The 23,276-nt window shown below is 37.0% G+C and carries 19 protein-coding genes; 7 read left to right on the top strand and 12 right to left on the bottom strand.

All coding sequences use genetic code 11. The annotated features are described in order from the left end of the window. Positions 1–40 precede the first annotated feature (40 nt). The gene (locus AN34_RS05355; protein ID WP_029283055.1) at positions 41–631 is read right to left on the bottom strand and encodes a porin family protein; all 591 of its coding nucleotides are present in this window, start codon (positions 629–631) and stop codon (positions 41–43) included. Between the two features lie 21 nt (positions 632–652). Beyond that, entirely contained in the window at positions 653–949 is a 297-nt protein-coding gene (locus AN34_RS05350) for a hypothetical protein (protein WP_029283053.1), read from the bottom strand. A gap of 134 nt (positions 950–1,083) precedes the next feature. Here AN34_RS05350 and AN34_RS05345 point away from each other — a divergent pair, with 134 nt between their 5' ends. After that, on the top strand, positions 1,084–2,232 hold the full coding sequence (locus AN34_RS05345) for a tetratricopeptide repeat protein (protein WP_029283051.1): 1,149 nt from the start codon (positions 1,084–1,086) through the stop codon (positions 2,230–2,232). On the opposite strand, the gene AN34_RS05340 is transcribed toward AN34_RS05345, so the two are convergent. From AN34_RS05340 to AN34_RS05325, 4 genes are all read right to left on the bottom strand, one after another. After that, positions 2,229–2,690 carry a DUF4268 domain-containing protein gene (locus tag AN34_RS05340; protein ID WP_029283048.1) on the bottom strand — a complete coding sequence of 154 codons (462 nt, stop codon included), beginning with the start codon at positions 2,688–2,690 and terminating at the stop codon, positions 2,229–2,231. The genes AN34_RS05345 and AN34_RS05340 overlap by 4 nt on opposite strands. Positions 2,691–2,715: 25 nt before the next feature. Beyond that, positions 2,716–3,300 (bottom strand): riboflavin synthase, encoded by a 585-nt coding sequence (locus tag AN34_RS05335; protein WP_029283046.1) that lies wholly within the window; start codon positions 3,298–3,300, stop codon positions 2,716–2,718. Between the two features lie 74 nt (positions 3,301–3,374). Continuing rightward, positions 3,375–4,889, bottom strand: coding sequence for an acetyl-CoA carboxylase biotin carboxylase subunit (gene accC, locus AN34_RS05330; protein ID WP_231625486.1), 1,515 nt, complete (start codon positions 4,887–4,889; stop codon positions 3,375–3,377). Between the two features lie 73 nt (positions 4,890–4,962). Next, positions 4,963–5,985, bottom strand: a complete 1,023-nt coding sequence (locus tag AN34_RS05325; protein WP_029283042.1) for a low specificity L-threonine aldolase — start codon at positions 5,983–5,985, stop codon at positions 4,963–4,965. 220 nt (positions 5,986–6,205) lie between these two features. Here AN34_RS05325 and AN34_RS05320 point away from each other — a divergent pair, with 220 nt between their 5' ends. Next, positions 6,206–7,066, top strand: coding sequence for an N-acetylglucosamine kinase (locus AN34_RS05320; protein WP_029283040.1), 861 nt, complete (start codon positions 6,206–6,208; stop codon positions 7,064–7,066). Between the two features lie 131 nt (positions 7,067–7,197). On the opposite strand, the gene AN34_RS05315 is transcribed toward AN34_RS05320, so the two are convergent. Next, positions 7,198–7,887, bottom strand: coding sequence for an NUDIX domain-containing protein (locus AN34_RS05315; protein ID WP_051666253.1), 690 nt, complete (start codon positions 7,885–7,887; stop codon positions 7,198–7,200). Positions 7,888–7,996: 109 nt separating this feature from the next. Here AN34_RS05315 and pfkA point away from each other — a divergent pair, with 109 nt between their 5' ends. From pfkA to gap, 3 genes are read left to right on the top strand one after another with little or no spacing between them, the layout of a single operon-like run. Next, complete coding sequence (pfkA, locus tag AN34_RS05310; protein ID WP_029283036.1) at positions 7,997–8,983, top strand: 6-phosphofructokinase; 987 nt, start codon at positions 7,997–7,999, stop codon at positions 8,981–8,983. Between the two features lies 1 nt (position 8,984). Next, complete coding sequence (locus tag AN34_RS05305) at positions 8,985–9,827, top strand: hypothetical protein (protein ID WP_029283034.1); 843 nt, start codon at positions 8,985–8,987, stop codon at positions 9,825–9,827. Between the two features lie 8 nt (positions 9,828–9,835). Beyond that, the gene (gene gap / locus AN34_RS05300) at positions 9,836–10,834 is read left to right on the top strand and encodes a type I glyceraldehyde-3-phosphate dehydrogenase (RefSeq protein WP_029283032.1); all 999 of its coding nucleotides are present in this window, start codon (positions 9,836–9,838) and stop codon (positions 10,832–10,834) included. A gap of 740 nt (positions 10,835–11,574) precedes the next feature. Here gap and AN34_RS05295 read toward each other — a convergent pair. Beyond that, positions 11,575–11,895: an RNA polymerase sigma factor gene (locus tag AN34_RS05295; RefSeq protein ID WP_029283030.1), complete on the bottom strand. Its 321-nt coding sequence runs from the start codon at positions 11,893–11,895 to the stop codon at positions 11,575–11,577. Between the two features lie 182 nt (positions 11,896–12,077). Here AN34_RS05295 and AN34_RS05290 point away from each other — a divergent pair, with 182 nt between their 5' ends. Further along, the gene (locus AN34_RS05290) at positions 12,078–12,440 is read left to right on the top strand and encodes a DUF6660 family protein (RefSeq protein ID WP_036676572.1); all 363 of its coding nucleotides are present in this window, start codon (positions 12,078–12,080) and stop codon (positions 12,438–12,440) included. Between the two features lie 59 nt (positions 12,441–12,499). Continuing rightward, positions 12,500–14,689, top strand: a complete 2,190-nt coding sequence (locus tag AN34_RS05285; RefSeq protein WP_029283028.1) for a TonB-dependent receptor domain-containing protein — start codon at positions 12,500–12,502, stop codon at positions 14,687–14,689. Between the two features lie 135 nt (positions 14,690–14,824). On the opposite strand, the gene glgB is transcribed toward AN34_RS05285, so the two are convergent. The 4 genes from glgB to AN34_RS05265 all read right to left on the bottom strand — a co-directional run bounded on the left by glgB (position 14,825) and on the right by AN34_RS05265 (position 23,095). Next, the gene (gene glgB / locus AN34_RS05280; RefSeq protein WP_051666251.1) at positions 14,825–16,786 is read right to left on the bottom strand and encodes a 1,4-alpha-glucan branching protein GlgB; all 1,962 of its coding nucleotides are present in this window, start codon (positions 16,784–16,786) and stop codon (positions 14,825–14,827) included. A gap of 59 nt (positions 16,787–16,845) precedes the next feature. Then, positions 16,846–19,308, bottom strand: coding sequence for a glycoside hydrolase family 31 protein (locus tag AN34_RS05275; RefSeq protein WP_029283024.1), 2,463 nt, complete (start codon positions 19,306–19,308; stop codon positions 16,846–16,848). A 129-nt stretch (positions 19,309–19,437) separates the two neighbouring features. Next, a complete protein-coding gene (locus AN34_RS05270; protein ID WP_029283022.1) occupies positions 19,438–20,064 on the bottom strand; it encodes a hypothetical protein in 627 nt (208 codons plus the stop codon). A 151-nt stretch (positions 20,065–20,215) separates the two neighbouring features. Further along, positions 20,216–23,095 carry a TonB-dependent receptor gene (locus tag AN34_RS05265; RefSeq protein WP_029283020.1) on the bottom strand — a complete coding sequence of 960 codons (2,880 nt, stop codon included), beginning with the start codon at positions 23,093–23,095 and terminating at the stop codon, positions 20,216–20,218. Between the last annotated feature and the right edge of the window lie 181 nt (positions 23,096–23,276).

Below are 23,276 nucleotides of genomic sequence, written 5' to 3'. Positions count from 1 at the left end.
AAATGTCTGCCCTCTCTTATACTGATCGTTTAATATCAAATTAAAAAATTCTATATCCCAAACCAACGGTAAACAAATTCAGCTTTGTACCAGGGTAACCATCTTTATTTAATTTAGACAAGCCCAATTCGTAACGTGCATCGATGCTTAATTTCTTAATATCGAGTGCTGCACCAAATTGCCATGCAAATGCCTGATTTTTAAAGTTTCCATTAAAAACATTTCCGGTAGCCTGACCAAAACTTTGTTTCTCATCTATAATAAATGAAACCATTGGTCCTGTATTTAATCTAACACCAACACCCAAAGCACCAATCTTAGTTCCAACCAATAATGGAACATCCAAACTGGTAAAGCTCACTTTATTTACCTGGCCTGTTGCATCACTAACTAAGTTTGTTTTCTTACCTGAGATGTAAAGCTCTGGTTGAAAATGAACGCCTGCTCCACCAATCCTTGCCCACAAACCGCCGTAAAAACCAGCACGATTATCACTACTGAAAGTATTATCGCTATCAAACTTTGAAAAATTTGCTCCGGCTTTTAAACCTAGCTGGAAAGTTGGTAATACCTGTGCGCTTGCAAAAAAGCATACCAATAAACAGGCAATAGTTAATGATAAAGATTTCATATAAAATAGGGTTAAAGTTAATTAGCTAGTTGCATTGTTGATTGCTTCTTGTTCTTTCAAAGCATCAACATTGTTCTTATCGCCAAAATTCTGTGTTTTCCCTGCAAAGTAATCTAAAATTCCTGATATAGTATCTAAGTTATCTGCTAAATTTTGATGAATATCTGGTAAATCTTTTTCTAACCTGCCGTCGCCTAGTTCGATATTATCTACTTCAATTTTACCAATCTTTTGGATAAGTGCAGTTTGTGAGTTTTGTAAATCCTCTAACTCACGCACAATTTTTTCCATTAATTCGAATTTCTGTAAGGTATTCATAGGTTCTCTATTTTAATTTATACTAATATCCTTATAAACCCCCTTACACTCAATTTGTTTTTATTTACCTCATCTTCCCTTAAAATTCGGAATCATCACTTATAACTAATAATTTAGTTTAAATATTTATAGTGATGAAAAATATATTCTACTCGCTGCTGCTTATGGTATTTTCTCAACAATGCTATGCACAATCCTCAACCGCTGATCAGCAGAAATTATTAGACTTATATCAAAATCAGAAATATGCAGAAGCCGCCCAATATTTAAAAAACAGCTATACAGATCAAACCAATGATCAAAAAGCATTAAACCAAATTGCTTATTGCTTTTTAATGGCAGGGAACAATGTAGAAGCAGAAAAATATTATAGCAAGGCCTACCAGCTTCAACCGCAAAATTTGTCTGTTTTATTTAGTCTGGGGAATATCAGCACCCGGCGGGGAAATCAACAGCTGGCAAAAAAGTATTATGGTGAGATTGTTAAAATCGACAGTAATAATTTTAATGTTTATAAGCTTTTGGCTAATTTATATCCTTCGGTAAAAGATTCTCTGAGATTCGTTTACTTGCTGAAGGCCAATCAACTTAATCCCAATGAAGCAGATGTTGCTATTGATCTGGCAGAGGTACATGGCGTTAGCCAGGAATATGAAAAAGCTTATCATGTGCTGGATGTCGCCATTAAGGCAGACAGTGAAAATCTGGTATTGCAACGGGCAAAACTTCCCTTAGCCAATCAGTTAAAAAAGTATCAGGAAGTAATCACTACTGGAGAAATATTATTGAAGGATGGAGACGATGCAGCAGTAATAAGAGATGTAGCAAAGGCCTATTATTACACTAAAAAATATGATCAGGCTATTAAGTATTTTTCCAGAATCGAAAAACTTTTAATGCAAAACGAGAACACGCTATATTTTACCAGCTTAAGTTATCGATACCTCAAAAACTACAAAATGGCCGCGATTTATGCCAACAAAACAATTGAGGAGGCTATTTCACCAAATACAGCAAGTTATTATGCATTGTTAGGCCTGAGTTATGAAGAGAATAATCAATTTAAATTAGCCCATGCAGCCTATAAAAAAGGGTTACAGTTTAAGGCTACACCTACCCTTTACTATCGTCTCGCTATACTTTATGATACCAAACTGAAACAACCTAAACCTGCTTTAAATTATTATAAACTTTATCTTGGCAGTAAACCCAATGCAGAAGATGATGAGGCAGAAATTAAGTTTACCAAAGATAGAATAGCACAATTGCTTTTGACCGATTAAACTAAATCTTCAAAAACTGGTTTTACGTTATCCCAGAAATCATCTAAAGCAATCATTCTTGGCTTAAAAAATGAAATGAGTTCTGGCCAGTGTTGCTGGTTGAAAATACTTACTCCGGATAAAGTAGTTGATATCTGACTGATGGTTTTCCCGTATTCATCGGTAAAATCTCTTGTCCAGTCCCACTCCTCTTCTAAAGTATTGGTGAGCATTAATTTAAACTCTTCAAACTGATCAAAAATGAGGTGGCGAATATCTTGATCTGAATGAGACAACTGAATAGCAATACTGGCTTTTTTATTGTCAACATCCATTTTGAAAAAGATATTTTTTACTCCGGTTTTATAGTTGATCCAATGAACAGTGCTGCCACTTGCCGAAGGAACGGGTTTCATATATTGCCCAAAACTAATCCAAAACTGTTGCCTTAGCCTGGCCGCTTCATCTTTACTGTACATCCCAATTGATTAATTAAATGGCAAATTATTTATTCATTAATCTGGCTACATATTTACCAATAATATCAAACTCTAAATTAACGGTATCACCTACCTGTACTTCCTTTAAATTGGTATGCTCAAAAGTATATGGAATGATAAATACAGAAAATTCATTAGCAGTAGAATTTACTACCGTTAAACTAATCCCGTTTACACAGGCTGATCCTTTTTCTACCGTTACATTGCCTGCCGTTGCATCATATTTGAAACGGTATTCCCAACTTCCGTCTAATTCTTCACGTTTAATACAAACGGCTGTCTGATCAACATGGCCTTGAACAATATGACCATCTAAACGTGCGTTCATTTGCATACACCTTTCTAGGTTTATCCGGCTACCCACCTTTAAATGACCTAAACTGGTTTTACTCAATGTTTCGTCAATAGCAGTTACCGTGTGCGCCCCATCCTGAAGCGACACCACTGTAAGGCAGACACCATTATGTGCCACACTCTGATCTATTTTAAGTTCTTGACTAATGGCTGATGAGATGGTAAAATGAATATTGGTATGATCATTTTTAATGGCGGTAACTTCGCCGAGTGTTTCTATAATTCCGGTAAACATGTATAATAAGTGTTGAGATTTCGGCTAAATCTTCTTCTAAAATCATTCAGAAAAAAGTCTGTCAGGAATCTGTATTAATATTTTAATCTATTTTTTCTCCAGTTAGATGATTGTTGAGGCACCTGCCCGGCCGCCTCCTTAAATACATCCTTCTTAAAGAACTTTGCAGCAACAATTGCAGCAATCATGGCTTCATCTTCATTTACCCCATTTAACTCTTCCGGTTTAAAATATTTAGAAACGAAATGGGTATCAAAATTACCACTCTTAAATGCTTCATGTTGCATGACAAATTTACCAAAAGCTAAGGTAGTTTCTATCCCCGTAATCTCATATTCTGCTATTGCCCTCACCATTCTGGCTATTGCTTCCTCTCGATCCTTTCCATAAGTAATCAGCTTGGCAATCATCGGGTCATAATAAATCGGAATTTCCATGCCCTGTTCAAAACCATCATCCACCCGCACACCATTTCCTTTTGGCGTTTTATAAGTTTGAAGGGTTCCAATATCCGGAAGAAAATTATGGTTTGGATCTTCCGCATAAACGCGAAGTTCTATCGCATGACCATTTATTTTTAAATCATCCTGATTAAAACTTAAGGGCTTTCCTTCAGCAATTTTAATTTGCTCCTTTACCAAATCCACACCAGTGATGAATTCTGTAACAGGGTGTTCAACCTGTAAGCGTGTATTCATTTCCAGAAAGAAAAAATCATGATTTTCATCCAGAATAAACTCGACTGTTCCAGCTCCTGTGTAATTTACGGATCGCGCTACATCAACCGCACACTTACCCATTTTCGCCCTGATTTCAGAAGTAAGTACAGATGAAGGTGCCTCTTCAACCACCTTTTGATGACGGCGTTGTACCGAACATTCTCGTTCAAACAGATGAACAATATTACCATAATGATCTCCCAGAACCTGGATTTCGATATGTCGAGGTGAAGTAACGTAGCGTTCTATAAACACTGCTCCATCGCCAAAGGCGGAAGTGGCTTCACTTACTGCAAGGTCCATTTGTTCTTCAAAATCATCCACCCTTTCCACAATCCGCATGCCTTTTCCACCTCCCCCGGCTGCCGCTTTAATCAGGATAGGAAAGCCTACTTCTATGGCTCTCTCTTTTGCCTCATTCACATTGGTAATGGCCTCTTCCGTTCCGGGAACCATAGGAATTTGATACTTCAATGCTGCTGCTTTAGCTGATAGTTTGTTCCCCATAATCTCCATTGCTTCAGGAGATGGTCCAATTAAGATTAGCCCAGCATCTGCAACCTTTTTTGCAAAAGCTGCATTTTCAGATAAGAAACCGTAGCCGGGATGAATCGCATCAGCGCCAGTTATTTTGCATGCATCAATAATTTTTTCACCAACCAAATAACTCTGATTTGATGGCGCCGGGCCAATACATATCGCCTCATCGGCATAGCGTACATGCAGCGCATTTCTATCCGCTTCAGAAAATACAGCAACAGTTTTGATCCCCATTTCTTTTGCAGAACGCATAATGCGCAAGGCAATTTCCCCACGGTTAGCAATGAGGATTTTTGAAATAGGCATTTGAAGTTTAAAATTTTCAGGCATTTGGCTATTCAATTTAAATAATGCAGGGTTAGCAATGCAGACTTCGGACTTCTAATTGTAAACTCCGACTTCACTACAAATGTAATATTATTTCAATCGCACGATCTATCATCGCCGGACTAAGATCTAAATGGGTTACCAATCTTACCGTACTTGCGCTGGTAGTACCGCAATACAATCCTTTTTCTCTTAACTGCTGTACAATTTTTTCTGCTGTGCCGGCTGCCACTTCAAAAATAACAATATTGGTTTCAACAGGTAATACGGAAAGTACATATTTGGTACTTAATAGTGCAGCTGCTAAGGCATGTGCATGCTGATGATCTTCCTTTAACCTTTCTACGTGATGATCAAGTGCATATATTCCTGCCGCAGCTAAAAAACCTGCCTGACGCATTCCTCCGCCAAAGGCCTTTCTGATTTTACGGGCTTTCCTGATCATATCTTTACTGCCTAAAAGTACTGATCCAACTGGTGCGCCCAACCCTTTAGATAAACATACCGAGATACCATCGAAATACTTTCCATATTCATGTGCCTTATCGCCAGTGGCAATTAAAGCATTAAAAATCCTGGCGCCATCCAGATGCAATTTCAATCCTTTGATATTGCAAAGGTGATGAATGGGGGCAATCTGGTTCAGATGATAACATTTTCCTCCACCTTTGTTTACTGTATTTTCCAATACAACCAAACTGGAATTTGGATAATGGATATTGTCTTCATTAATTTCAGGCTCTATTAGTTCGGGAGTTAAAATCCCTCTATCGCCATACAATAACCTTACAGAAGCACTTGAATGGTAGGCAATCCCACCGATTTCATAACGGTAAACATGTGCGGTTTGGTCGCAAATAACCTCATCCATAGGCTGGGTAAAACATTTAATGGCAATTTGATTGGTCATGGTGCCCGATGGACAAAATAAACCCGCCTCCATATTAAATGTATGACAGAGTTTTTCTTCCAGTGCTGCAACCGTTTCATCCTCACCAAAAACATCATCGCCCACACGGGCAGTCATCATGGCTTCCAGCATACCTGGAGTAGGCTTGGTTACCGTATCACTTCGAAAATCTAAAAAGTTGTTATTCATTTGCACTTAAATTGTAAAATATTCCTGACCAATTAAAAAAAAGACCAATGCCTTTTCGAGTATAATAATAAGATTTTGAGGCGATTAAAGCCCCTATATAGTGTATTTTTTACACACTTAAATATCAACAACAACAAATTGTTAAAAAATTATTAAAAAAAAAGATACAAAACATAAGAGTTTTTATACTTTTATCGTGCTAAAACCAAAAATAAATAAAATGATAGTAATTGCAGACGGTGGATCGACCAAAACAAACTGGTGTCTGATTAACGAGGCCGGCAGAAAAATTTACTTTAACACCGAGGGTTACAATCCATATTTTTCAAAAGGAGAATACATTGTAAAATCTTTAAATGAAACTCTTCCAGACCACTTGGAAAGAGAAAAACTAACTGCTGTTTATTATTATGGGGCCGGTTGTTCTACTCCGGGTAACGTAAAAATAGTAGCTGATGCTATGAAACAGATTTTCACTAATGCCGAAATCTTTGTTGGTCATGATCTTCTGGCTTCTTGCAGAGCACTTCTAGGTGATGAGCCTGGATTTGCAGCTATCTTAGGAACAGGTACCAATTCTTGTTTATATGACGGGAAAGATATTACACTGAATATTGATTCTCTAGGTTACTTCCTGGGTGATGAAGGTAGTGGTTCGTATATAGGTAAACGCATCTTAAGCGATTACATGAAAGGCTATATGCCAAAAGGCTTACGTGAAGCTTTTTACGATAACTATGCTTTAACAAATGAAGATATTTTTGATAATATCTATAATAAGCCATTGCCAAACCGTTTTTGTGCCAGCTTCAGTAAATTTTTATATGATTTCAAAGATAACTATGAAGATTATGCCTTCAGCACAATAGATTATGCCTTTACTTCATTTTTTGAAGCCTTGGTTATCCACTACCCTAACTATAAAGACCATAAATTAAACTGCGTGGGTTCTGTAGGTTACAGCTTTCGCGATATTTTAAGTATTGTTGCTGATCGTTACGAAATGGGTGTTGGAAAAATTATCCGCTCACCTATAGATGATTTAGTTCACTATCACTTAGAAACAGCTAAGAAGGGATAGTTTGAAGTGCTGAGTTGGGAGTCTGGAGTCAGTCAAGAATCCTAAAAACAAAAAAGTCCCGGTTTGAAAATTTCAAACCGGGACTTTTCATTTATACAAAGAGGCCATTCAACCCTATTGTATTGCTCCTATTAAAAGGAAATTTCTTTACCAAATAATTTGGCGTATTTGCGTTTATCAAAGCGATAAAGTGTTGCAGCCCGATATGAAACACCTTTTTGTTTTTCGTCAAGCTCTTTCAACACACCAAAGCTTACAATCTTTTTTCTAAAGTTTCGCTTATCCAGTTTTTTACCCAAGATCAGTTCATATACATGTTGTAACTGTGTAAGTGTAAATTTTTCAGGCAATAGTTCAAAGGCAATTGGCTGGTGTTTAATTCTACGCTTAATTTTCTCTAACCCTTTGTCATAAATCTTCTGGTGGTCGAAAGCCAGTTTTGGAAGATCAGTAATGGGCATCCAGTTGGCACGTTTGGCGTAGGTACTAATTGGACGAGGTTCTTTATCTCCACCTAAACGAATAAGTGCATAATAGGCCAGGGTAATTACTCTACCTTGCGGGTGTCTGTTGGGATCGCCAAAAGCATAATATTGCTCCATGTAAATTCCACGCAAGCCGGTAAGCTCGTATAAAATCCGGGCGGCAGATTGATCTAGGCTTTCATCAGCACCTACAATGTTGCCGGGCAATGCCCACCAATCTTTAAAAGGCTCTTCATTTCTTTCGATAAGCAGGATTTTTACTTCCTTACCATCAAACCCAAACAAAACGCAATCTATCGAGAATACTGAATCTAAATGAGGTAAAATTTCTTCCAAGGTAAAATTTAATTATATTAAACAGATAAAGGTATGACTTTCAATATTAAGTAAAAAAAATAAAAAAAATTACTTAGTGTAAAAATTACACACTATATTCGTAACATAGATGGAGCCAAATATTAAAAATATAGCCGTACTTACTTCTGGTGGTGATGCCCCAGGCATGAATGCGGCAATTAGAGCTGTTGTACGTACCGGAATCTATCATGGCATCAACATGTTTGGTGTAATGCAAGGATACCAGGGTTTAATTACAGACAACATAAAACCAATGGACGCCCGATCTGTAAGCAATATTTTACACTTGGGGGGAACAATTCTAAAAACAGCACGCTGTTTAGAATTCAAAACAGATGAAGGTCAACAAATTGCCTATCAAAATTTGAAGAAAAATAACATTGATGCCCTGGTTGTAATCGGTGGAGATGGAACCTTTACCGGGGCAAAACGATTTTCTGAAACTTTTGGAGTGAAGGTGATCGGCATCCCAGGAACAATTGATAACGATTTGGTGGGTTCTGATTTCACTTTGGGCTATGATACTGCAATTAATACAGTTATAGAAGCTATAGATAAAATCAGAGATACTGCAGATGCACATGATCGGTTGTTTTTTATAGAGGTGATGGGTAGAGACTCTGGATGTATTGCATTGAGAAGTTCAATTGCAAGTGGTGCTGAAGCTGTTTTATTACCCGAAAGAGCAACCAGTGTTGAAGAGTTGATTAAGAAACTGGCTTTGGGTGCAGCAACTAAAAAATCATCAAGCATTGTAATCGTTGCCGAAGGACATAAACAAGGTGGTGCTTATGATATTGCTAAAAAAGTAAAAGAAACATTTGATCATTATGATACGAAGGTAACCATCTTAGGACACCTTCAACGGGGGGGCAGCCCAAGTAGTTTTGACCGTATATTAGGAAGCAGACTTGGCTTTGCCGCTGTAAACGCACTTATTGCCGGAGAAACTGAACAAATGGTAGGATTACATGGTAATGCGATTAAGCTAACCAGCATTTCTGAAGCTTTAACAGCACATAGCTTTAAGCTTGAACCAGATTTAATGGAAATGACTGAAGTTTTATCTATATAACATGATTGCAGTAGTTTACAGTGGATCGAGAACTGCATTTTGGAAATTAACCCAAAATGGCAAAGTGGTTGCACACTGCAATACGACTGGAATTAACCCAACATTCGTTGATGCCAAAATGATACTGCAGATCCTGAACAAAAAAGTTGTTCTGGTAAACCATGCTGAAAATATTAAGAAGATATATTTTTTTGCAGCGGGCGCTTCATCTGCCGACAGGAAAGATGAATTGGCTAAAACTTTATCTTCATTTTTTAGATACAGTAAAGTTTTTGTTGAAAATGATTTGTTTGGCGCAGCTAAAGCGGCCTGCTATGATCAGCCCGGAATAGTTGGTATGTTAGGAAGTGGTTCAAATTGCGCATACTTTGATGGCAAAAAACCCGTTAACAATTGTTTTGGATTAGGTTATATCCTGGGAGATGAAGGATCTTCTAATTATTTTGGTAAAATGCTTTTAAAAAGCTTTTTAAGTGAAGCACTACCTGAGGATCTCGAATCAAAGTTTATCAGAAATTTTAATTTGGACCGTCCACAAATTTTAGAAAGAATATATAATAAGCCACAGGCCAATATATTTTTAACTTCTTTCTTTGATTTTTTTACGCAAAACATAAAACACGAATATATCCTCAAATTGGTTGACGAGGGCTTTGAAAAATATTTTCAAACTTATATATTACCCATGGTTGCCAAGCATCATGAACAAGACATACACTTTGTTGGAAAGGTAGCCGCTGAATTAGAAGATCAGTTACAGCTGGTTGCAGAAAGACATCAACTTAAAATTAAAACCATTATTAAAGAACCAATACTAAATTTATTAAAACATTACACTAATTAACAAAAACAATGAGCAAAATTGGAATAAACGGCTTTGGCCGTATTGGCAGACTGGTTTTCAGAGCCGCATTAAAAAGAGGATTAGAAATTGTAGCTATTAACGACTTAATTGAGCCGGATTACATGGCTTACATGTTAAAATATGATACTACACATGGTAAATTTGATGGTACAATTGAAGTTGTAGATGGTAACTTAGTCGTTAATGGTAAAACTATTCGTGTAACGGCAGAAAGAAACCCGGCAGATTTGAAATGGGATGCAGTAGGTGTTGAAGTGGTAATCGAATCAACTGGTTTATTCTTAACCCGTGCTGATGCTGAAAAGCACATTGCAGCAGGTGCTAAGAAAGTTGTTTTCTCTGCTCCGGCTAAAGATAGCGACATCCCTACTTATGTAATGGGTGTTAATCATGATAAATTAACGGCAGATCAAACTATCGTTTCTAACGCATCTTGTACAACAAACTGTTTAGCGCCTATTGCTAAAGTTTTAAATGATAATTTCGGAATCGTAGAAGGCTTAATGAGTACTATCCACGCAGTTACAGCTACTCAAAAAACTGTTGATGGTCCTTCTGCTAAAGACTGGAGAGGCGGCCGTGGTGGTTTTTCTAACATCATTCCTTCATCAACTGGTGCTGCTAAAGCAGTAGGTATGGTATTACCTGAATTGAAAGGTAAGTTAACTGGTATGTCATTCCGTGTTCCGGTTGCAGACGTTTCTGTAGTAGATTTAACTGTTCGCTTAGAAAAAGCAGCAACTTACGAAGAAATTAAAGCGGCAATGAAAGCTGCATCTGAAGGTGAATTAAAAGGCGTTTTGGCTTACACTGAAGATGAAGTTGTATCTTCTGACTTCATTGGTGATGACCATGCTTCAATTTTTGATGCAAAAGCAGGTATTTCATTGAATGATAACTTTGTAAAAGTGGTTTCATGGTATGATAACGAGTGGGGATATTCATCTGCCCTTGCTAAATTTGTTGAATATTACGCAAGTTTATAGTACAAAATAGCCCTTAGGCTAAATAAAGTATATTTAAAGCGACATTACCCTGGGTAATTGTCGCTTTTTCATTACAAATATAATTTTCACTAATAAAATAGATTTCAAATTTGCGAGTGTAAAACATTAACATTAAAAAAATAGTATCCAAAAGAATATTATTATCAAAAAAACCTTGTAAATAACACAAGACACTTATCATATCTTAAAAATTAACTAAAATCGAGATTTATTTAACTTAAAAAGTTAAAATTTAATACTATTTAACAATTACTTAACATATTTAGGTCTTATATTTGAAACGTAGTTGTTTTAAAGGCGATTTACCTCTGAAAAGTAGGCCACAATTAAAAAATGACAAAAAAAATATATAAAAATTTCATAGTGTATTTTTTACACTATCATTTTTTTTACTATATTTGTAGAGTAATAAACGGAACGATGTTTATTACCATTAAAAAAGACAAATCATTCTCCTGCTAAAATTATTTTAAATGGAGGATTAAAGACAAAGCCTGGCTCATAACAGGTTTATATTTGGTTAGAAAAAAAGGAGACACTCGGATGAGGTCTCCTTTTTCTTTTTATACAAAATTGGAATTTGGATTCTGAATATGGAGCATCAATGATCAAACATAACCCGCAAAGGTCTACATTCAAAAAACTATATTAAGTTTTAAATAACAGATCAATTAATTTCAGTGTAAATGAATAAATCTAAATAAAAGGAATCGCCTTCTTTAGAATTTATGAAGACTTATCTGCCGATTGGCAATTTGATGCAACCACGTAAAAATTTTAAATTTAGCCTCATCATATAATGCAATTGAGGTAAATACATCAATAAAAATTTTCTCTAAAATAAGTTCAGCAGTATGCTCATCTGTTACCTTTCTACGCACAATTCCGTAAATGGCCGCAGCATATTGTTTATATAAAGATTTAAAAGCTTCAGAATCGCCAGCTCTTAAGTTATTAAGAAAAATTTCCTGATCAGAAAGCCGGATATTCAGGCTATAGCTGGTTTCTTGTTGATTGACTACATTGAATAAAACTTGCATTTGCTGATCAGTTTAAATAGCTAACACTACATTGAATTATTTGTTCGGATTATACCCAAACTATCAAACAACTCAGCGGAATACACTTAAAAGCTATAAAATAATACAGATTACACCAATAATTCCAACAGCTAAAATTTCTAAAGTCAAGTGGTTTTGTTTGAGAACCAAAATATTGATACATGTTTTGTACATTTGGTTCATTAATGAAAATTTTGATCTACTTTCTGAGTTTCGCCATTCTGCTATTATCTTGCATCACTTGTGAAGATCAATTGGCCCTAGATCACAATCAGCAAATAAGTAATAAAATCTCAACAATTTCAAAAACGGAAAGCATACCCGATAATGATCACTGTTCGCCATTATGTACTTGTAATTGCTGCGGACAACCCATTGTAAACATCAGTTACGATTTATCGGTTATTAAGCCTAAATTATTTTCTTCAAATAAAACGAATTCTGGTTACAAAAGCAGAAATGTAACTGACTATACCCAAAACATCTGGCAGCCGCCAAAATTGAATATCACCCTTATTGGTTAGCCGATAACCAAATTGACCTATATGTAATAGGTCTGATTATTCAATTTATCATATAACAGATGCAAAAAATAACATTATTGCTATGCACATTTTTGTGTGTTGCCAGTGCTTATGCACAAAACAGTCTTAAAATATCAGTCAAGAATAAAACAGATAAAACCATCATCAGTGATGCAACGGTGCTAATTAAAGGCACCAACCTTCTTGCTAAAACCAGTGCAAATGGTACAGCAAGTTTCGATAATATCCCGGATGGTAACCAAATCATGATCATCAGAAATGTGGGTTTCAAAGAACAACGCCTACCCCTTACCTTCCCTTTAAACGAGGTTAAAACTTATGAAGTTTTTCTGGAACCTGCAGAAGATGAATTGGAAGAGGTAATTGTTTCCTCTACCAGAACTAGCAGAAGTATCCAAAATACGCCTACCAGAGTAGAAACCATCGAGTTGGAGGAAATTGACGAGAAAAGTAATATGCGACCTGCAAACGTTTCCATGATTTTGCATGAAAGCACCGGAATTGCCGTTCAGCAAACTTCAGCAACCAGTGCCAATGCCAGCATCCGGATTCAGGGGCTTGATGGCCGCTATACGCAACTTTTAAAAGATGGCTATGCCAGCTTCGGGAATTTCGCCAGCGGGCTAAGTATCCTGGAGATTCCACCGCTTGACCTGGCGCAGGTAGAAATCATTAAAGGCCCGTCCTCTACACTTTACGGTGCCGGAGCCATTGCAGGGGTAGTCAATTTCATTTCCAGAACACCAAAAGAAAAGGCTGATTTTAATTTCATCCTCAATCAATCAAATGTAGGCCAGACCAATATTGGCGCATTTAGCATGCAACGGAAAGGAAAAATAGGTTATAGTTTATTGGCACTAACCAATTTCCAAAAGGCCTATGATGTGGATAAAGATGACTTTACAGAACTCCCAAAAACAGATGACTTCACTCTTCATCCCAAATTATTCTATTATCCAAATGAAAAAACAACGTTAATTTTAGGTAATGCATTTACGAAAAGTAACCGTACGGGTGGAGATATTTTTGTAATTAATAACGGTGCCGATGCCAATCACGGATACTTTGAAAGCAATAAAAGTATAAGGAATACCTCTACACTGGATTTTGGCTACAAAGTAAATGCAACAGATTTATTAAAAATTAAAACCAGCTTTAATTACTTTAAAAGAGATATAGCCATTCCAGATTATACCTTTAACGGGATCAATTATAATGCCTATACCGATATCAGCTACTTAAAAAACATTAAAAATCAGAGCTTAATTTTTGGGCTAAACATCGTATATGATAAGTTTGCGGAGCAAGATCAGCTTCCGCAGCTGGCCAAAAATTTCACCACCAGAACGGCCGGTCTTTACGCACAGCAAACCTGGGATTTAAATGATCGATTTAAGTTGGAAAGTGGTATAAGATTAGATCTGGTAAACTATTTCAATGCACTTTACCGTAAAAATGAAGCCTTCGTTTTACCAAGGATTTCAGCTTTGTACAAAATCAACGATCATTGGAGTTCAAGAATTGGTGGCGGCTTGGGTTACAAAACGCCAACACTCTTTACCGAGCAAACCGAAACTTTTCAATACCAGAACCTTCTTCCGCTCAACAATGTTAAAGCAGAAAAAAGTTACGGTGGCACGGCAGATATCAATTATAAAACTTCCCTTGGTGCCGATTGGTTAATCAGCTTTAACCAAATGTTTTTCTATACCAAAATTAATAATTCTACTATTTTGCTTCAGGATAACTCAGGTTCATTTCATTTTGAAAACACCAAACAACCTGTACAAAGCAGGGGTTTTGAAACCAATGCAAAATTTATTTTTAAAGAATACTTTAATCTTTTTGCAGGTTATACCTTTACTGATGCAAAAGCAGATTACCTTCCTGTCGTTCAAAACATCAGGCTTTTGCCAAAAAACAAATTGAATCTGGCTCTGCTTTATGAAAAGGAACGTAATTTTAAGTTAGGGCTGGAAGGTTATTTTACCGATCGCCAATACCTCTACAACAATCAACTTACCAGTTCTTTTTGGGAATTTGGCTTTATGGCTGAAAAGGTTTTCGGAAAAATTTCTGTATTTATTAATGCAGAGAATTTCACTGATACCAGACAAAGCAGGTATAAAAGTGTAGTTAATGGATCACACCTTAACCCAAATTTCGACGATATCTGGACGCATACCGAAGGCAGAACCTTTAATGGTGGGATTAAATTGAAGCTTTAAAAAAGATAATCAACTAATTTATAAAATAACAGTTGCCAAAGAAAACAATTTTCATATCTTTGCATCCGCTCTGGAAGCTTCCACTCCAGAGTTTAAGAAAGCCTTCCAGCAATGGGAGGCTTTTCTTATTTAAGCTTATTTACTTTTAAATATGGTTACAGCTAATGGAGGCAGCGTAATATTGATCGAATATTCCTGCCCATTATACCCCTCTTTATTTGGAATAATTTCTCCTTTATTGTTGATCCCACTTCCATAAAATAAAATATCATCAGTATTAAAAATCTCTTTCCATTTGTTTTTAAATGGTACACCAATGCGATAATGTTCGCGAACTACAGGTGTTAAGTTAATGGCAATAACCAAAGTATCTTTTGCCTTTGGCCCTTTTCTCATAAAAACATATACCGATTCATTGGTATTATCAGCATCAAGCCATTCAAACCCTTCGTAACTAAAATTGAAATGATAAAGTGCAGGTTCTTTCCTGTATAAAAAATTTAATGCCTTAACTGTTTCCTGCATACCTTTATGGCCGGCATATTGAAGCAGGTGCCAGTTTAATGATTGTGTAAAGTTCCACTCGCTGGTATCGGCAAACTCATTACCCATAAACAAAAGTTTAGCACCTGGATGGGTAAACATATAACCATAAAGCGCTCTCAGGTTTGCAAATTTTTGCCAGTCATCACCAGGCATTTTGTAGAGCATAGGTGATTTTCCGTGTACGACCTCATCATGTGAAAAGGGTAGCATAAAGTTTTCTGTAAAAGCATAGGTCATGCTAAAACTAAGCTGATGATGATAATGTTTCCTTTCCAGGGTATTCACTTTGAAATATTTGAGCGTATCATTCATCCAGCCCATCATCCATTTCATTCCGAAGCCAAGACCGCCAGTATGAACAGGATGTGTTACACCTGGATAAGTACTGCTTTCTTCAGCAATGGTTTGAACACCTTCAAAATTTCCGTAGATGGCCACATTAAGGTCCTGAAGAAATTGAATGGCACCCAGATTTTCACTACCACCGTATTCATTAGTCGCTGCATCACCATCCTCTCTTGAAAAGTTAAAGTAAAGCATAGAAGCCACAGCATCCACACGCAAACCATCAGCGTGGTATTGATCCATCCAAAAAACAGCATTGCTGATTAAAAATGAACGAACTTCATTGCGGTCGTAATTAAATATATACGATTTCCAATCGGGATGAAATCCCTTTTTCATGTCAGCATGTTCGTAAAGGTGCGTTCCATCAAACTCATATAGCCCGTGCCTGTCACCCGGAAAGTGAGAGGGAACCCAATCTAAAATCACTGCAATATCTGCTTTGTGAAAGGCATCAATTAAGTACATTAAATCTTGTGGCCCGCCATAACGAGAGCTTGCACCAAAATAACCTGTGATTTGGTATCCCCAGCTCGGAAAATAAGGAAATTCCATTACTGGCATGAATTCTACATGGGTAAAACCCATTTCTTTAACATAGGACACTAACCGACTAGCTACTTCCCTGGCATTGAGTACACGTTCAGGATTTCCAGGATCACGTTCCCATGAACCCAGATGTACCTCATATACGGAAATCGGCTGATCAAGGGCATTGATCTTTGCTCTTTTAGAAAGCCACTTTTTATCTTTCCATTCATAATCCGTATCCCATACCACACTAGCCGTTTGTGGAGGATGCTCCCATTTCCTGGCATAGGGATCACCCTTTAAATGTTCCGATTCATCAAAACCTTTAATAAAATATTTATAAACTGCACCTTTAGAAACTCCAGGGATAAATCCTTCCCAAATCCCAGATTTATCCAGTCTTTTATAAAGTGGATAAGTAGCATTGTCCCAATCATTAAAATCGCCAACTACACTCACCTTTAGGGCATTTGGTGCCCATACCGAAAAATATGTTCCTTCCGTTTTTTCTACATTGATTAGATGAGAACCCATTTTTTCATATAGCCTGAAATGCTTCCCAACGGAAAAAAGATCAATATCATAATCTGTAAAAAGGCTATATATCCAAACTGATTTGCTGGTATCTATGGGCATTACGGCTATATTTTTTTTGGATTGTTTTTTTGCTGGCATAGTAAATTGACTAGATATATTTAGCCCCAAACTCTAAACAGCGTTTGGGGCTAAAAGATTTACAGACTTAAAATCTGTATTTCTGTGAAGTTTTTAAGGCATTTGAAATGCAGCACATTTTTATCATCTACCTGATAATCGCTTACCTCTTTATTATCAACAATGATTTTTTTCACCTGAAACTTTAGCCCCATTAACTGGCACGCATAAAATTCATAATTTGGGGTGTAAAGTCCTTCTATCCTTTGGTTAACCCTTAGTACTTTGGCATCTGCCTTTACGGTAAATTTTTTCTCCAGGTAGATATCCTGTTCAAAGGCAAAGGTATCTCCATGATCTTCATACATGTATGAATTAACCTCATAATCGCTGCTATAAATATTTAAAGAAACTTCGGTAATGGCCTTTTCATCTACATACTGCATCACCGGATATTCTGGTATCACAGCACCTGCTCTTACAAAAATAGGCATGCTGTCAATTTTCGCTTCTACTGTATATTCATTTCCGCCCTCTAAAACTTCATTTGTCCAGAAGTTGTACCATGTTCCTTTTGGAAGATAAACCTTTCTTGATATTGCACCTTGTTCTAAAACAGGACAAATTAATAATTTATCGCCATAGCAAAATTCATCCTGACGGAAACTGTTGCTAATGTTCTCCTGCTCCAACATTACCAATGGCCTTAAAATTGGAAAACCATAGCGGTGATGTTCCCAGAAAACGGAATACAGATAAGGCATCAGACGATATCTAAGCTCAATAAATTTCCGGTTAATATCTTCAAAAAACTCACCAAAACTCCAGGGTTCCCGCTCGGCTGTATCACCTGCAGAGTGCGCTCGCATAAATGGCGAAAAAGTACCTAGCTGAATCCAGCGGGTAAACAATTCCCCATCAGGTTCACCACTAAAGCCACCTATATCCGTTCCACAAAAAGGCACACCGGAAACAGACAAGCGCTGGCACTGAATGTTTCCAATTTTGAGGTGTTCCCAGGTTGCAATGTTATCCCCTGTCCACACGCTAGCATAACGCTGCATACCTGAATAACCTGCTCTGGTTATGGTAAACGGACGTTTATTCCGCATGAGTTTTTTAAGCCCTTCATAAGTAGAGCGCACCATTTGCATCCCGTAAACATTATGGGCTTTGCGGTGCGATCCACGATAGCCATCATAGTTATGGCGAACATCATTAGGGAAAGTTCCGGAGCCAAAAACAGCTGGTTCATTCATGTCATTCCAGAAACCGGCAACGCCCATATCCACCAGTTCCTCATACAATTTACCCCACCATTTTCTCACTTTTGGGTTGGTAAAATCGGGAAACTGGCAACGGCCTGGCCATACATGGCCTTCCATAAAGTAATCATCACTCCTTCTACAGAAGTATTTATTATCCTTTCCTTCTTTAAATACCCAATAATCATCATCCACCTTAATTCCCGGATCAATCATTACTACGGTTTTGAAACCATCATTTGAAAGTTCCTTAATCATTCTGCGTGGATCAGGAAAGTATTTTTTATTCCAGGTAAAACAGCGATAGCCATCCATGTAATCAATGTCCAGGTAAATGGCGTCACAAGGAATTTTTCGATCTCTGAACTGCTTAGCAATTTCTTTAACCTTTGTTTCAGGATAATAACTCCATCGACACTGTTGATAACCTAACGTCCATTTTGGTGGCATTGGGTGTGTTCCTGTTAAGCTGGCATAACGTTTAACCACGTCCATAATGTGTGGCCCGTGAATATAATAATATTGCAATTCGCCACCGTCTGCCCAGAAACTAGTTTTATTTACATCTTCGCTACCAAAATCGAAATACGATTTAAATGTATTGTCGAAGAAAATGCCATATGCAACTTCATTATGCAGCCCAATATAAAAAGGAATAGTTCTGTACAGTGGATCCTGGTTCCAGCCGAAAGAATAGGCATCAGTATTCCAGTTTTCAAAACGACGGCCACGAAGATTAAAATTTCCTGATTTATCTCCTAGTCCGAAAAAGTTTTCTTCAGGGTGGCATTTTTTTGTTGCATAAATATAATAACCACCAAAATCAGTATTTTCTTCCCAATGCATGGAGTTTGCCTCATCAACCATTACCAAATTGGTAATGTTATCAGAAAAGGAAATATGAAAATTTTCTTTTTCAATTTTACAGGTAACAGAATGGGTAGATATGGTATAATGAGTTTCGTGCTCCTGCATTTTAAATACAGATACCTTTTGATCTACTTCGGGTACGGCATAAGAAAAATCATCCAGAAAAACACCGTGTGGTGCCAAACGAACCCGAATAATCTCATCACTCACTACACGTATCTCAACCCTTGCATCGCCATCAGAGAAATAAAATCGATTCCCTTCCTTTTTTACTTTTTTTACGGCACCAAGATATTGCTTAACAATTGGTTTAACCGATATATCAACAGGATTATTTAAATGCTGTATTTCCTGCTCCTTATCTAACAGTTCATTTACCTCATTTAGCTTATCGTTTTGCTCTTCCATCCTTTATTTATTCAAATTTTAATTTAAATCAGCTCTTAAACCGGGATGTGCTTAAGAAAGTACTATTATACAAATATTTTTACAGCAAGCTATAGATTTTTCAGTGTGTTTGGTCTGAGAGCCAAAAATCTATTTTAGTTCCATCACAAAAACTTTTCCCTGCGCAGAACTGGATTGAACATTTATCACATATTTCTTACCTTCATTCTTAAATACATATATCGCAAAGGGTTCGTCATCAGTTAAGCCAAGTGTTCTTTTTTTGCCATTAAACAGATTTTCATGAAGCTTTTTTTTAGCTTCTTCATTGGATGGAAAGGTGCCTTCATAAATCATTGGCGCACCTAATTTCTCTATCCATTCATCAAATGTATCATCAAATAGCAACTTATTAAAGGGTTTGCCCTGATGGTCTTCAAACGCCAGAATTCCTAACTTACCTTTTGTTGGATATATTCCACTCCCGATATAGTTATTGAATACTGCATAATCGAAAATTTCAGATAATCCATTTTGAGCATCTGCCATAACCAATTCACCAGTTGGTGCAAAAAATGGAAATTTGCCAATATTATCTAGTGCTGGAACTTTGTCCCAAACAATACTATCGCCAGCTACAATCGGGCTTTTTTGCTGATTTTGCTCCATTGAAGTTATGCTGGTATCTTGCTCATGATTTGAACTATCATTCTTTTGTTTGCTGTTACATGCGGCTAGTGAGAGACTAATGGCAATCAGGATAAATACTTTTTTCATTGCTTTGGCTAATGAGATTTACTTTAGTTTTTTTGTTTTGTAAATGTGCGAAACATTAATCAAAAATAATGCCTTGAATGTTGAAATAAGCACCATAAAAAAACCCGATACTGATGAGGCACCGGGTGGCATTGTAATTTTTTACCTGTCGTTAAGGATTAAAAGAATAAGATATGTAGTAAATAGCTCCTGCTGCAGGATTGCCGTATGAGGTGATGTAATATTTATTCATCACGTTCGATCCACCTAACTTAATGGCAGATTTAACAGAAGGGATTTGTAAACTCACCTGTGCATCAAGCGAGCTATATGCCGGAACATCGCCCGAAGCAAATGAAGAATTCCAGTAGAATTTATCCTGCCAGCGGTAAGATAAATTAAAACCAAAGTTTTTAATAATTTCTCTGTTGCCTAAACCCAGGTTAAAACGAATTTTCGGCGTATTAAAATCATTGATGTAGTTTACCGGTAAATCGCCAATCTGATTGTATGAAACGTTTCCGCTTAAAGTCCACTTATTAATCAGATAATCCAATCCTAAAGCTGCTCCATAGGAAGTAACTTCTCCTGCTGCATTAACAGGAACACCAAATTTCACAAAAGTTGGACTGGCAAGCGTACCCACGTTTTGATAAACATCAACAGCGGTAATAAAGTCTTTATAAATATTGTAATAACCATAGGCATCAACCAAGAGGTTAGGCATAATTAAACCTTTGTAGCCCAGTTCATAAGACTGCACACTTTCTGGGCGAACGCCCCTGGTATCAAATGTATATTGTTGTAACAACGCCGGATTGGCTGTACCTGTAGCTGCAGATGACAGAAAAGCACGATAACTCACATCAGTATAGGGCTTATTGCTATCTAATTTATATTTTCCAAAAATAATTTCGGGCAAACCGCCAATCAGGCGTTGCGATCCACCACCTACAGAAAGATCAATGTACTGGTTTTGAGTAGTTGGATTGCGGTATCCGGTTTGGTAAGACACCCTGATATTATTGTTTTTAGCTACCGTAAATACGCCGGTGATTCGCGGTGTAAAGCGGCCTTCAAAATTTTGGCTTTTATCATATCTACCTGCAAAAGTGACCTTTAATTTATCATTAAGCATTTTTTTACCCACCTGAGCAAATGCGCCATACTCATTAATATCAATAGATTCGTTTAAATCATTAAAGATGGTTCCGGCAGAATTAAGATCATACAAACGATAGGATGCACCGACCTGAAATTCTACTACATTGTTAAATGCATTGGTAAAATTATACATGCCCTCATAGTGATAGAGGTTGGATTTATCATCGAATTTTGCGCCATAAACACTTTTTGTCGGATCTGTGCTATTGATTGATGTAGCACTGATTGTGGTATTCATAATGGTATTTTTAGCAGCTTCATATTCAGCACTACCAGGCAAAAACCTTCCTTGGTTGGCCGCATTACGGGCAATTACCTGTGCCGCGGCATCGCTTTGTCCGGCAGCCCTAGCCCCTACATAATTACCAATGTATTGTGGAAACCAGGTGGTTGATGGTTTAGAAACCTCATTAATATAACTACCCAAAATGGAAGAAATATATGAATCTCCTGAACGCTCCTGGGTGGTGTATCCTTTTAAATAAAAATCCTGCCCTTTCAATTCAATTTTATATTGACCAATATTGAAGTTCCTTAAAGAATAACGATCAGAGCCTGTATAAACAGAGGTTCCTGTTCCCCAGTTGGCCTGTGCTACTGCCTGAATGGTGCTGGTAAAATTATAATAAACCGCTCCGGATGCCTTAAGAGATTTAGTATCATAATCCACCAGATCTGATTCATTATAACCCGTTCTGGACACATTTTGATTTGGAATTAAACCGGGTGTATTTAAGCCTACATAAAAGGGCTGGGTTTGAGCATTTGAGGCTAAAAAGGTATTAATTTGAGTTTGGCTGGGAACCAATCCTCCTGTAGCTAAACCATAGTTCCGAACATAAGTAGCCGTTCCGGCAGCTACTACACTTTGCGCAACATTACGCATATTCTGACTTACCTCATCTCCATACACATTGACACCATCATAGTTTGTATCACTGTTACGATCACCTGTTTTTGCTGTTCTGGCATTCCGGTCAAAGTTAGAATAGTTATTTCCAAACCAGTCTTTTGCCTGAAGGAATGAAAAGGCAGCCTTCACGCCAAATTTTTTGTTCCATGATTTAGCCAACCTTACATCAAGTTGATTAAAAGGTTGTACACTGCTGTTATCATCATTTACATGGTTAACACCAGATTTATATTGAAAACTAGCTCCTTGATACTTAAATGGATCTTTAGAAGTCATTAACAAGGTTCCATTGATGCCGCCGGCACCATACAATGCAGAAGATGCACCTGGTAAAAGCTCTACGTTATCAATATCCAGCTCAGTGATGCCCACAATATTACCTACAGAAAAATTCAGACCGGGGGCCTGATTATCCATACCATCTATATATTGGTTAAACCGCGTATTTCCGTTAGAATTAAAACCTCTCGTATTAATTGATTTAAAAGTTAAGCTTTGCATACTACTTTCCACACCTTTCATATTGTTTAAGGCATCATAAAATGAGGGGGCAGCAATTTCTCTAATGGTGGCGGCACTCATCCGCTCAATGGAAACCGGCGATTCAAGGATCCGTTCGGGAGTTCTGGATGCGGAAACAACTACATCGCCACCTAAAAGTACTGCTGTCTCCATCTCTATATTAATTCCGGTAGTGGCATTGGTAATTTGCTGCTCTACGGTACCATATCCTACAGAAGATGCAACCAGCGTAAAAGGAAGTTTTGCTGAAGTTGAAAAGCTAAAGGTTCCATTTGAGGTAGAAGCCGTACCCCCAGATTGTCCTTTAATGGTAAGGCTTACGCCTGCCACCCCTTCTTTTGATTGTCTGTCTTTCACGATTCCTGTAACCGTAACACTTTGTGCCTTTGCAAATGAGTTAATTGTGCACATGAATAATAACACAAAGAAGATCTTTGTAATAATTCTGCTCATAAATAGATGTATTTGGTTTGTATTATTAGTTATATAAACTTAAATGCTTTTTTTTAGATTCACAAACAATAAGGATGTAATATTTACGTATGAATTAATAATTTTGATTGACATTCAGTTTGTTGTATTTTGCAATCATTATAATTTGTCAGTTTACTTTATCTTAGTAATCTTGAGATCT

The sequence above is a fragment of the Pedobacter sp. R20-19 genome (genome assembly GCF_000708265.2).
In the GTDB taxonomy this organism is placed as follows: domain Bacteria; phylum Bacteroidota; class Bacteroidia; order Sphingobacteriales; family Sphingobacteriaceae; genus Pedobacter.
This window is presented reverse-complemented; position numbering and strand designations above follow the sequence as displayed.